The organism is Achromobacter sp. HZ01, assembly GCF_003267925.1.
In the GTDB taxonomy this organism is placed as follows: Bacteria; Pseudomonadota; Gammaproteobacteria; order Burkholderiales; family Burkholderiaceae_B; genus Achromobacter; species Achromobacter pulmonis_A.
In genome coordinates this window covers 477,311-489,722 of the sequence record NZ_LWKV01000003.1, presented here as the reverse complement: position 1 = coordinate 489,722, position 12,412 = coordinate 477,311, and the positions used below count along the sequence as shown (strand labels likewise).

Below are 12,412 nucleotides of genomic sequence, written 5' to 3'. Positions count from 1 at the left end.
GCTTGATGCCTGCTGCCAGCCTGATGCCCTCCCCCACTCTCGCCGCCCCCGTCCCCGCCACGGCTCCCACCCTGTCCGCGCTCAAGCCCGGCGCGCGCTACGCGCAACCGCGCCCGCCCGGTTCCGGCGACGCCTGGCTGCTGGCCGACCTGGCGCGCCAGGCCGCGGCGCCGCTGGTCATCCTGACCGCCGAGCCGGTCGAGGCCCAGCGCCTGGCCGAAGAGATCCAGCTGTTCGCGCCCGAACTGCGCGTGCGCCAGCTGCCCGACTGGGAAACCCTGCCCTACGACGCGTTCTCGCCGCACCAGGACCTGATCTCCGAACGCCTGCACACGCTGCACGCGCTGATGACCAAATCGGTGGACGTGCTCACGGTGCCGATCACCACCGCGCTGTACCGGCTGGCGCCGCCCGCGTTCCTGGCGGCCTACACCTTTTCCTTCAGGCAGAAGGACAAACTCAACGAAGCCGCGCTGCGCGCGCAGCTGACGCTGGCCAACTACAACCACGTCACGCAGGTGACGGCGCCCGGCGAATTCTGCCTGCGCGGCGGCCTGATCGACCTGTTCCCCATGGGTTCGGCGGTGCCCTACCGCCTGGACCTGTTCGACGACGAAATCGAGACCATCCGCAGCTTCGACGTGGACACGCAGCGCAGCCTGTACCCGGTGCGCGAGGTGCAGCTGCTGCCGGGACGCGAATTCCCGATGGACGACGAGGCGCGCACGCGTTTTCGCGCGCGCTTTCGCGAAGTGTTCGAGGGCGATCCCTCGCGCGCGCTGCCGTACAAGGACATCGGCAACGGCATCCCGTTCGCCGGCGTCGAGTACTACCTGCCGCTGTTCTTCGAGGACACGGCCACGCTGTTCGACTACCTGACCGAAGGCACCGTCACGGTCACCGTCGGCGACATCGACGACGCCATCCAGCGCTTCAACCAGGACACCGCCAGCCGCTACGGCTTTCTGAAAAGCGACCGCGAACGCCCGGTGCTGCCGCCTTCGGCGCTGTTCCTGGACAACGAGGCGCTTTACGCCGGCCTGAAGGCCTTCCGCCGGCTGGCGCTCAGCTCCGGCCAGCCGCATCCGGATTTCCGCGCCGCGCCCGACGTCAGCGTGGCGCGGCGCTCGGACGACCCCATCGCCAAGCTGCGCGCGCTGGTGGCGGGCAGCCAGACGCGCGTGCTGCTGTGCGCGGACTCCGCCGGCCGGCGCGAGACGCTGGTGCAGATGCTGAACGAATTCGGCCTCACTCCGGACGCGCAGCCCGACGCCATCGAGGCCTTCCTGGCCTCGGACGCGCATTTCGGCATCGTCGCCGCGCCGCTGTCCACGGGCTTCCAGCTGCCCCAGGCCAACCTGGCCTTCCTGACCGAGAACGACCTCTACCCGGGCCTGGCGGCCACGGGCCGGCGCGGCAAGCGCGACCAGGAGCGCGCCAGCAACGTCGAGGCGATGGTGCGCGACCTGTCCGAACTGCGCGAGGGCGACCCGGTGGTCCACGCGCAGCACGGCATCGGCCGCTACCACGGCCTGGTCAACATGGACATGGGCGAAGGCGGGATGGAGTTCCTCCACCTCGAATACGCCAGCGGCAGCACGCTGTACGTGCCGGTTTCGCAGCTGCACGTGATCGCGCGCTACAGCGGCGCCGACCCCGAGGCCGCGCCGCTGCACCAGCTGGGCTCGGGCCAATGGGACAAGGCGCGCCGCAAGGCCGCCAAGCAGGTGCGCGACACCGCCGCCGAGCTGCTGGCGCTCTACGCCCAGCGCGCCGCGCGCGAAGGCTACGCCTTCAACCTGCCGCTCAACGACTACCAGGCCTTCGCCGAAGGCTTCGGCTTCGAGGAGACCGCCGACCAGGCCGCCGCCATCGAGGCCGTCATCGCCGACATGACCTCCGGACGCCCCATGGACCGGCTGGTGTGCGGCGACGTGGGCTTCGGCAAGACCGAGGTGGCGCTGCGCGCCGCCTTCCTGGCCGTGGCCAACGGCAAGCAGGTCGCCCTGCTCTGTCCCACCACGCTGCTGGCCGAGCAGCACGCGCAGACCTTCTCCGACCGTTTCGCCGACTGGCCGGTGCGCGTGGTCGAGCTGTCGCGCTTCCGCTCGGCCAAGGAAGTGTCGGCCGCCATCGAGGGCATCAACGACGGGCGCGTGGACATCGTCATCGGCACCCACAAGATCCTGTCCAAGGACGTGAAGTTCAAGCGCCTGGGCCTGGTCATCATCGACGAGGAACACCGTTTCGGCGTGCGCCAGAAAGAGGCGCTGAAGGCGCTGCGCGCCGAGGTCGACGTGCTGACCCTGACGGCCACGCCGATTCCGCGCACCCTGGGCATGTCGCTGGAAGGCATACGCGACTTCTCGGTCATCGCCACCGCGCCGCAGAAGCGCCTGGCCATCAAGACCTTCGTGCGCCGCGAGGACGGCAGCACGCTGCGCGAGGCGCTGCTGCGCGAGCTCAAGCGCGGCGGCCAGTGCTATTTCCTGCACAACGAGGTCGAGACCATCCACAACCGCCGCGCCCGCCTCGAAGAACTGGTGCCCGAGGCCCGCATCGCCGTGGCCCACGGCCAGATGCCCGAGCGCGAGCTGGAACAGGTGATGAAGGGCTTCTACCAGCAGCGCTACAACGTGCTGCTGTGCACCACCATCATCGAGACCGGCATCGACGTGCCCAGCGCCAACACCATCGTGATCCACCGGGCCGACCGCTTCGGCCTGGCCCAGCTGCACCAGCTGCGCGGACGGGTCGGGCGCTCGCACCACCAGGCCTACGCCTATCTGCTGACGCCCGGCGAAGACGCCATCACCAGCAACGCCAAGAAGCGGCTGGAAGCGATCCAGGCGATGGAGGAACTGGGCTCGGGCTTCTACCTGGCCATGCACGACCTCGAAATCCGCGGCACCGGCGAGGTGCTGGGCGACTCGCAGTCGGGCAATATCCAGGAAGTGGGCTTCTCCATGTACAACGAGATGCTCAACGAGGCCGTGCGCGCGCTGCGCGCCGGCGAAGAACCCGACCTGGAAGCGCCCTTCAACCTGGCCTGCGAGGTCAACCTGCACGCGCCGGCGCTGCTGCCCTCGGACTATTGCGCCGACGTGCACGCCCGCCTGGGCATCTACAAGCGCCTGGCGCACGCCGCGGGCGAGGACGACCTGATCCACATCCAGGAAGAGCTGATCGACCGCTTCGGCAAGCTGCCCGAAGCCGCGCAGACCCTGCTGGCCACGCATCGCCTGCGCCTGGCGGCGCAGCCGCTGGGCGTGGTCAAGATCGACGCCAGCGAAACCCAGGCGCTGCTGCAGTTCGGCGCCAAGACCTCGGTGGACCCGGCCAGGATCATCGAGCTGGTCCAGCGCCAGCGCCACATCAAACTGGCGGGACAGGATAAATTACGGGTCGAGATCAAGGCCGCGCAGGTGCCGGCCCGCGTCGACGCCGTGCGCGCCGTGCTGCGCGCCCTGAAGTAACCGTAGCCATCACCCGAACCCCATGACCACCCACCACCTAGTCGTCCAATCCCCCGCCCTGAGCGCCGAACACGCGGAACAGCTCGCGGCCCTGGCCCAGGCGCAGGGCATCGCGCGCATCAGCGCCACCGCCGCCCGCCTGCTCGACGTGCAGCACGACGAGTCCACCCGCGCCGAGGTCGTGGCGTGGGCCGAGGGCCGCGGCATCGACACCGCCTTCCTGCCCGCCGGGCTGAAGCTGTCGGACTGCAAGGTGCTGGCCATGGACATGGACTCCACGCTGATCAACATCGAATGCATCGACGAGATCGCGGGCGTGGTCGGCGTGAAAGACAAGGTCTCGGAAATCACCGAGGCCGCGATGCGCGGCGAGATCAAGGACTTCGCCGAAAGCCTGCGGCGCCGCGTCGCCCTGCTCGAGGGCGTGCCGGCCGAGGCGCTGGACCAGGTCTACGCGGAAAAGCTGCGCCTGAACCCGGGCGCCGAACGCCTCATCTCCACGGCCCAGGCCGCCGGCATCAAGGTGCTGCTGGTCTCGGGCGGCTTCACCTTCTTCACCGACCGCCTGCGCGAGCGCCTCAAGCTCGACAGCGCGCACGCCAACACGCTGGAGATCGACAACGGCGTGCTGACCGGCAAGGTGCTGGGCGACATCCTCGACGCCGACGCCAAGGCCATGCACCTGCGCGAATTCGCGCGCCGCCATGGCGCCGCCCAGGAACAGATCATCGCCATGGGCGACGGCGCCAACGACCTGAAGATGCTGGCCGCGGCCGGTTTTCCGGTGGCCTACCACGCCAAGCCCCTGGTGCGCCAGCAGACGCGTTATGCGCTCAACGTGTCGGGGCTGGACGGGGTGTTGAGCTGGTTCGAGGGGTAATGAAATAAAGCCGGCTGATGCGTTGCGCGCGTTGCGCACCGGCGTTCTTGTCCGCCGGTTGCCGCGCTACACCCATCCTACGATACCGGTTCGCGATGAACGTCGACCGAACCGATCCGCTCGAGCGCGCGAAACCCATCGGGCGGCGCCAGCCGCCGCCTTTCGCGGCAGGCGCCTCCCCTTCTCCCGTCAATACCGCACACGCAGCGACAGCAACGCCGCGCGCCCGCCGCCCAGCGCCGCATAGTGCGCGGCATAGGCCTTGGTGTAATACGTCTCGTCGAAGATGTTCATCACGTTCAGCTGGGCCGACACGTTCGGGTTGAATTCATACGACGCCATCGCGTCGAAGCGCCAGTACGAGGGCACCCAGCGCGCCTTGGGCGTGCCGTCGGGGTTCTTGCTCGAATCCGAGTTGCCGTACACCTTGTCCACGTAGTAGGCGCCGCCGCCCACCGTCAGCTTGGGCAGCACCTTGTAGGTGGTCCACAGGCTGAAGGCGTTGCGCGGGGTGTTGGGCAGATCCTGGCCCACGGCGCCGCTGTTGAAGGCGCCCTTGGTCATTTCGCTGTCCATGAAGGTGTAGCCGCCGAACACGTTCCAGCGCGGCGTGATGCTGCCGGAGAAGCCCAGTTCGATGCCGCGCACCTTGGCCTCGCCGATCTGCTCGGTCTCGGTGGCCGACACGGCCACGCTGGTGTTCTTGCGGATGTCCTGGAAGGCGGCCGCCGACAGCGTCAGGCGGTCGTCGAACACGTCCCACTTGGTGCCCAGTTCCACCGTGCGGCTCTTTTCGGGCTCCAGCGACTCGCTCACGGCCGTGGCGGCGTCGCTGATGGCGCCGGCGGCGATGGCCGATGGCGTCGAGGAGGTGCCGTAGGTGGCGTAGATCGTGCCGTTGGGCATGGGCTTGTAGGCCAGGCCGATCTGGTAGTTGAAGAGGTTGTCCTCGCGGCTGGTGCTGTAGAACGCGGGCGTGCCGGCCGGGTCGTTGCGGCCGCGGGCGATGTTGCTGCCGCTGGTACGGTAGTTGTCCCAGCGCAGCCCCAGGCTGGCCTGCCACTGCTCGTTGAACTTGATGGTGTCGAAGCCGTAGAGCGCGATGGTGTCGGTGTTGTAGCGGGCCGGATTGTTGTTGCGGGTCAGGCGGCCCGTGTAATCGGTGTGCGGGTCCGGGTCCCACAGCGAGGCGCACACCACCGACAGGCCGGTGCAGGTCGCGCTGGTCGGCACGCCCGACTGGGTGTAGCCGTCTTTGTCCTGCTTGATGTTGCTGTATTCGAAGCCGAGGTCGAAGCTGTGCTTGAGGCTGCCGGTCTCGAATTCGCCGGTCAGGTCGGTCTGGCTGGCGAAGGTCTTGGTGACGTAATAGCCCGACTTGAGCGCGCGGTACACCAGGCCGTTGGGCACGTTGCCCTTGCTGTCGTCCGGGTTGGTGGCGGCGAAGTCGGTGGTGCCGCGGCCGTAGCGCAGCACGCTGCGCAGTTGCAGCTTGTCGGAGAAATCGTGCTGGAAGTCGGCCGTGGCGACGTCGTCGCGCGTCTTCATGAAGTCGCGGCCGGTCAGGCCGTAGAAGCTCTTGCGGCTCACGCCCATGGTCTCCGTCACCGGCTGGCCCGTCTTCGGGTCATACGGGATGGAGTAATCCGGCATGCTGTCGTCTTGATAGTGGTAGTAGCTCAGCGTGATGCGGGTCGGCGTGCCCACGCCCAGCGTCAGCGACGGGGCCACGCCCCAGCGCTCGAAGTCCACCGCGTCGTCGCGTCCCGGCACGTCGCCCTTGTTGCCCATCACGTTCAGGCGGAAGGCGGCTTTTTCGTCCAGGCGCCAGTTGCTGTCGATGGTGGCGCGGTAGTTGTTGTCCGTGCCGAGCTGGATCGTGCCTTCGGTGAAGTCGGTGGCCCGCGGGGTCTTGCTGACCATGTTGATGCTGCCGCCGGCGCCGCCGCGGCCGGAGTACACCGAGTCCGGGCCCTTGATGATCTCCACTTCTTCCAGGTTGAAGGTGTCGCGCACCTGCGTGCTGGAGTCGCGGATGCCGTCCAGGAAGATGCTGCCGGCCGAGTTCTGGCCGCGGATGATGGGCAGGTCGCCGCCCGGACGGCCGCCTTCGCCGGCGCCGAAGGTGATGCCCGGCGAGTTGCGCAGCACGTCCTGGAGGGTCGACGCCGACTGGTCCTGGATCACCTGCTTGGGCACGACCTGCACGGTGCGCGGGGTGTCCAGCAGCGGCGCGGTCATCTTCGGCGACGACACGGTCGTGGTCTGGTACGACGAGCCCTCTCCTTCCACGCGCACCGGCGCAAGCTGCGTCACGCCGTCGGCGGACTGGGCGGCGGCGTGGGGGCTGACGAACAGCGCGGGAACGGCGATGGCGGCGGCCAGCGAGGTGGCGAGCGTATTCAGCGAATACGAGTCTTGGGGCTTCAAACCAGCTTCTCCAGTGTGAATAGCAACGATTCTTGTTTTTTAAACGTTTGCGATTCTGAACCCACTGGCTGAATGGAACCTGAACATTTCCACCAAACGGTCATGAAAGATGAAAATACAACACCTTTTGCCGTTCCAAGGCCTTCCAGAGCCTCCAGGATCGGCTCAGGACGCGCCGCGGCCGGTGGTTGGCACCCTATCCATGTCCGCATAAAAAAACGCCCCAGAGGGGCGTTTTTCACAAAGCGGATCCGGGCTTCAGGTGCGCAGGCGCGGATGCCGCTTGAACAGATACCGGTAGACGAAACCCGGATAACCCAGCACCAGGTACAGGCTGAGCGTGATGGCGTAGAACTCCCAGGTCTGCGAGAACCGGTTGCCCAGCGCGGATTCGAACGCGAAGCCCAGCGCGCCGACGACGAGGTAGAACACCAGCACCTCGATCAGGCGGACCCAGAGCGGCTTGACCGCCGCCGCCCCGCCCCGCTTCCAGGGCATGACGGCGAACACCCGCTCGGTCAGGAACGGCAGGTTGGCGCTGACCACGGCCAGCGCGATCAACAGCCATACCGCCAGGGTCTGGTTCATGCCCGGCCGCCCTCTTACATGTTCAGCGAGCTGCGGATGGCCTGCACGCACAGCGCCATCAGGCCGCCCGGCAGCACGCCCAGCACCAGGATCAGCGCGCCGTTGACCGACAGCACGCCGCGCTGGCCGCAGGTGGCGGCGATGGGCGCGGCGTCGGCCGCCGGCTCGTCGAAGTACACCACCTTGACCACGCGCAGGTAGTAGAACGCGCCGATCAGCGAGAACAGCACCGCGATCACGGCCAGCGTGACGTGGCCGGCGCTGATCAGCGCCTGCAGCACGGCCAGCTTGGCGTAGAAGCCCACCAGCGGCGGAATGCCGGCCAGCGAGAACATCAGCAGCAGCACGATGGCGGCGTGCCACGGGCTGCGGCGGTTCAGGCCCTTCAGGTCGTCGATCTGCTCGCACTCGAAACCCTGGCGCGACAGCAGCAGGATGATGCCGAAGCTGGCCAGCGTGGTCAGCACGTAGGTCAGCATGTAGAAGAGCGAGGCGCCGTAGGCGGCCGAAGCCAGGTCCGGCTTGCCGGCGACCGAACCCGACATCAGGCCCAGCAGCACGAAGCCCATGTGCGAGATGGTCGAATAGGCCAGCATGCGCTTGAAGTTGGTCTGCGCGATGGCGGTCAGGTTGCCGATGGCCAGCGACAGCACCGCCAGGATCATCAGCATGGGTTGCCAGTCGGCGGCCAGGCCGTGCAGGCCATCGACCAGCAGGCGCAGCGTGATGGCGAAGGCGGCCAGCTTGGGCGCGGCGCCCAGGATCAGCGTGACGGCGGTCGGCGAACCCTGGTAGACGTCAGGCACCCACATGTGGAACGGCACGGCGCCGAGCTTGAACGCCAGGCCCGAAACCAGGAACACGATGCCGAACACCAGCGCCAGGTTCTCGGCCTTGCCGGCGGCGATGACCTTGGCCACTTCGGCCAGGTCCAGGTGGCCGGTGGCGCCGTAGACCATGGACATGCCGTAGAGCAGGAAGCCCGAGGCCAGCGCGCCCAGCACGAAGTACTTCATGGCGGCTTCGGTGGCCGTGACGTTGTCGCGGCGCAGGGCGATCAGCGCGTACAGCGCCAGCGACATCAGCTCCAGGCCCAGGTAGATGGAGATCAGGTTCCCGGAGGAGATCATGACCATCTGGCCCAGCAGCGCGAACAGCGTCAGCACGTAGAGCTCGCCGCCGCGCATCATGTCGCGCACCTGCGCGTACAGGCGGCCATACACCAGGGTCACGGCGACCGCGATGTAGGACGCGATCTTCAGCAGGTGCGACAGCTCGTCGGTGACGTACAGGCCGTTGAAGGTCGACCCGGTCACGCCGTTGCTCCATTGCAGCGCCGACACGACGGTCAGCACTCCCAAGGCCAGCATGGTCAGCAGAAACGTCGGCTTGCGCTCGGGGTGATTGCTGACCGCGTCGATGAGCAGGATAGCCAGGCCGAAAACCAGCAAGAGGATTTCCGGTGTCGCCAGGGCGAAATCGATTTGGGATTGCATCATTGTCTTGTCTTACAGTTTCGAGACGGCAACGTGTTGCAGCAGGGCCTCCACCGAAACGTGCATCACGTCGGTGAAGGGCTTGGGATAGATCCCCATGTACAACACGGCGATCGCCATCACGCCAAGAATCACGAACTCGCGGCGGTTGATATCGGTCAGCTCGCGCACATGGTCGTTGGCGACGTCGCCCAGCACCACGCGCTTGACCATCCACAGCGAATACGAGGCGCCCAGGATCAGGGCGGTCGCCGCCAGCAGGCCGATCCAGAAGTTGTGCTCGACCGCGCCCATGATGACCATGAATTCGCCGACGAAACCGCTGGTGGCGGGCAGGCCGCTGTTGGCCATCGAGAACAGGATGAAGAACGTGGCGAAGCGCGGCATCACGTTGACCACGCCGCCGTAGTCGGCGATCTGGCGCGAGTGCATGCGGTCGTAGAGCACGCCGATGCACATGAACATGGCGCCCGACACGAAACCGTGGGAGATCATCTGCACGATGGCGCCTTCGACGCCGGCCGTGTTGAAGATGAAGAAGCCCAGCGTCACGAAGCCCATGTGGGCGACCGACGAATAGGCCACCAGCTTCTTCATGTCGTCCTGCACGATGGCGACCAGGCCGATGTAGATCACGGCGATCAGCGACAGCGTGATCATCAGGCCGGCCAGGCTGTGCGAGGCGTCAGGGGCGATCGGCAGCGAGAAGCGCAGGAAACCGTAGGCGCCCAGCTTCAGCATGATCGCGGCCAGCACGATGGAGCCGCCCGTGGGCGCCTCGACGTGGGCGTCCGGCAGCCAGGTGTGGACCGGCCACATCGGCACCTTGACGGCGAAGGCCGCCAGCAGCGCCACGAAGATCAGGATCTGCGGGGTGTAGCCCAGCTTGGTCTGCTGCCAGGTCAGGATGTCGAACGAGCCGCCCGAGGCGTTCCACAGGTAGATGAACGCGATCAGGGTCAGCAGCGAGCCCATCAGCGTGTACAGGAAGAACTTGAACGCCGCGTACACGCGGTTCGGGCCGCCCCAGACGCCGATGATGATGTACATCGGGATCAGCGTGGCTTCGAAGAACACGTAGAACAGCATGCCGTCGACCGCCGCGAACACGCCCACCATCAGACCCGACAGGATCAGGAAGGCGGCCATGTACTGGGCGACGCGGCTGGTGATGACTTCCCAGCCGGCCAGCACCACGATGATGGTGATGAAGGCGGTCAGGAGCACGAACCACATCGAGATGCCGTCGATGCCCAGGTGGTAGTTGACGTTGAAGGCCTCGATCCAGGAGGTCTTCTCCACGAACTGCATGGCGGCCGTGGAGGAGTCGAACCCGGTGTAGAGCGGAATCGTGACCAGGAAACCCGCGATCGAGCCGATCAGCGACAGGCCGCGCGTCAGGCCGGGGCGGTCGTCACGGCCAACCGCCAGCACCAGCAGGCCGAATACGATCGGAACAAAGATCGCAAGCGTGAGCCAGGGAAAAGTGTTGGATGCCATCTCGCTTGCCATCATTGGGGAATCAGCACAAAGAAAGTCACCAGCGCCATGATGCCGATGATCATCGCGAACGCGTAGTGATAGATGAAGCCGGACTGCAGGTGGCGGCTGATCGCTGCCACCCAGCCCACCACACGGGCGCTGCCGTTGATCAGCAGGCCGTCGATGATGCCGCGGTCGCCGGTCTGCCACAGGCCACGGCCCAGGCAGCGCGCGCCGCGGGCGATGATCTGTTCATTGATCCAGTCGACGTAGTACTTGTTTTCGAGCAGCTTGTTGATGCCCGACAGGCTGGACTGGATCTTGGCCGGAACCTTGGGATTGATCAGGTAGCAGTACCAGGCGATGACCGCGCCGGCCACGACCAGCCAGAACGGAACCGTCTGGAAGGCGTGCAGGCCGAAGGCCACCCAGCCGTGCCACTCTTCATGCAGCTCGTGCATGGCGGGATGCTGCGGCAGGACCTTGATGACGCCGTCGAAGAACTTGCCGAACAGCATCGGGTCGACCACCCAGGCGCCGATCAGCACCGACGGGATCGCCAGCAGCACCAGCGGCAGCGTGACCACCCAGGGCGACTCATGCGGCTTGCCGCCGTGGTGGCCGTGGTCGTCGTGGCCGTGCGCATCGTGGCCATGGCCGTGGCCGTGGTCGGAAGTGTCGAAGCGTTCCTTGCCGTGGAAGACCAGGAAGTACACGCGGAACGAGTACAGCGAGGTCACGAACACGCCGATCAGCGTGGCGTAGTAGGCGAAGTTCGCGCCCCACACGTTGGCGGCGCCGGCCGCCTCGATGATGTGTTCCTTCGAGTAGAAGCCCGAGAAGAACGGAGTGCCGACCAGGGCCAGCGTGCCCAGCAGGAAGGTGATCCAGGTGATGGGCATGTACTTGCGCAGGCCGCCCATGTTGCGGATGTCCTGGTCGTGGTGCATGCCGATGATGACCGAGCCCGCGCCCAGGAACAGCAGCGCCTTGAAGAAGGCGTGGGTCATCAGGTGGAAGATCGCCACCGAGTAGGCCGAGGCGCCCAGCGCGACGGTCATGTAGCCCAGCTGCGACAGCGTGGAGTAGGCCACCACGCGCTTGATGTCGTTCTGGATGATGCCCAGGATGCCCAGGAACAGCGCGCCGATGGCGCCGATCACGATGATGAAGGACAGCGCGGTGTCGGACAGCTCGAACAGCGGCGAGAAGCGCGCGACCATGAAGATGCCGGCCGTCACCATGGTGGCGGCGTGGATCAGCGCGGAGATCGGGGTCGGGCCTTCCATCGAGTCGGGCAGCCAGGCGTGCAGCGGAACCTGGGCCGATTTACCCATGGCGCCGATGAACAGGCAGATGCAGGCCACGGTCAGCAGCATCCAGTCGGAACCGGGCAGCGTCAGGGCGGCCAGCTTGTCGGCCTGGGCGAACACTTCGGCGTACTGCATGGTGCCGGCGTAGGCGAACAGCAGGCCGATGCCCAGCACGAAGCCGAAGTCGCCGACGCGGTTGATCAGGAACGCCTTCATGTTGGCGAAGATCGCCGTCGGGCGCGTGTACCAGAAGCCGATCAGCAGGTAGGACACCAGGCCCACCGCCTCCCAGCCGAAGAACAGCTGCACCATGTTGTTCGACATCACCAGCATCAGCATGGAGAACGTGAACAGCGAGATGTACGAGAAGAAGCGCTGGTAGCCGGGATCGTCGGCCATGTAGCCGATGGTGTAGATGTGCACCATCAGCGACACGGAGGTGACCACGACCATCATCATGGCCGACAGCGGATCGATCAGGAAGCCGATTTCCAGCTTGGTCTGGCCGATCAGGCTCCAGGTGTAGACCGCGCCGTCGAAGCGCAGGCCGTTGAGCACGTCGTTCAGCACCACCACCGAACCGATGGTGGAGACGAGCACGCCCAGGATGGTGATCACGTGCGAAGCGCGGCGGCCGATGGGACGGCCCAGGAAGCCGGTGCCGAAGAGGCCCGCGAGAATCGCTCCGGCCAGCGGGGCCAGCGCGATGAGCAAGTAGAGATTGGGTGAGCTAGACATTTTCTTCCA

7 protein-coding genes are annotated in these 12,412 nt (G+C 66.4%); 2 read left to right on the top strand and 5 right to left on the bottom strand.

Going from position 1 to position 12,412, the window contains the following annotated elements; genetic code table 11:
- The first annotated feature begins 5 nt into the window (after window positions 1–5).
- Both mfd and serB read left to right on the top strand, forming a co-directional pair.
- Window positions 6–3,476: a transcription-repair coupling factor gene (gene mfd, locus A6B37_RS18320; protein WP_168202244.1), complete on the top strand. Its 3,471-nt coding sequence runs from the start codon at window positions 6–8 to the stop codon at window positions 3,474–3,476.
- Between the two features lie 22 nt (window positions 3,477–3,498).
- Window positions 3,499–4,356 carry a phosphoserine phosphatase SerB gene (gene serB / locus A6B37_RS18315; RefSeq protein WP_111826558.1) on the top strand — a complete coding sequence of 286 codons (858 nt, stop codon included), beginning with the start codon at window positions 3,499–3,501 and terminating at the stop codon, window positions 4,354–4,356.
- A 189-nt stretch (window positions 4,357–4,545) separates the two neighbouring features.
- On the opposite strand, the gene A6B37_RS18310 is transcribed toward serB, so the two are convergent.
- The 5 genes from A6B37_RS18310 to nuoL all read right to left on the bottom strand — a co-directional run bounded on the left by A6B37_RS18310 (window position 4,546) and on the right by nuoL (window position 12,403).
- Entirely contained in the window at window positions 4,546–6,786 is a 2,241-nt protein-coding gene (locus A6B37_RS18310) for a TonB-dependent siderophore receptor (protein WP_111826557.1), read from the bottom strand.
- A gap of 258 nt (window positions 6,787–7,044) precedes the next feature.
- Entirely contained in the window at window positions 7,045–7,374 is a 330-nt protein-coding gene (locus A6B37_RS18305; protein WP_111826556.1) for a DUF2818 family protein, read from the bottom strand.
- 14 nt (window positions 7,375–7,388) lie between these two features.
- Window positions 7,389–8,873 carry an NADH-quinone oxidoreductase subunit NuoN gene (gene nuoN / locus A6B37_RS18300; protein ID WP_102774352.1) on the bottom strand — a complete coding sequence of 495 codons (1,485 nt, stop codon included), beginning with the start codon at window positions 8,871–8,873 and terminating at the stop codon, window positions 7,389–7,391.
- 9 nt (window positions 8,874–8,882) lie between these two features.
- Window positions 8,883–10,385, bottom strand: coding sequence for an NADH-quinone oxidoreductase subunit M (locus A6B37_RS18295; protein WP_102774351.1), 1,503 nt, complete (start codon window positions 10,383–10,385; stop codon window positions 8,883–8,885).
- Window positions 10,382–12,403, bottom strand: coding sequence for an NADH-quinone oxidoreductase subunit L (gene nuoL, locus A6B37_RS18290; protein WP_111826555.1), 2,022 nt, complete (start codon window positions 12,401–12,403; stop codon window positions 10,382–10,384). The genes A6B37_RS18295 and nuoL overlap by 4 nt, the downstream gene beginning before the upstream one ends.
- Window positions 12,404–12,412: the final 9 nt, after the last annotated feature.

Excerpts from the sequence above, each read along its gene's own strand:
- mfd (WP_168202244.1), top strand. The coding sequence starts at position 6 with ATGCCTGCTGCCAGCCTGATGCCCTCCCCCACTCTCGCCGCCCCCGTC.
- serB (WP_111826558.1), top strand. The coding sequence starts at position 3,499 with ATGACCACCCACCACCTAGTCGTCCAATCCCCCGCCCTGAGCGCCGAA.
- A6B37_RS18305 (WP_111826556.1), bottom strand. The coding sequence starts at position 7,374 with ATGAACCAGACCCTGGCGGTATGGCTGTTGATCGCGCTGGCCGTGGTC.
- nuoN (WP_102774352.1), bottom strand. The coding sequence starts at position 8,873 with ATGATGCAATCCCAAATCGATTTCGCCCTGGCGACACCGGAAATCCTC.
- A6B37_RS18295 (WP_102774351.1), bottom strand. The coding sequence starts at position 10,385 with ATGATGGCAAGCGAGATGGCATCCAACACTTTTCCCTGGCTCACGCTT.
- nuoL (WP_111826555.1), bottom strand. The coding sequence starts at position 12,403 with ATGTCTAGCTCACCCAATCTCTACTTGCTCATCGCGCTGGCCCCGCTG.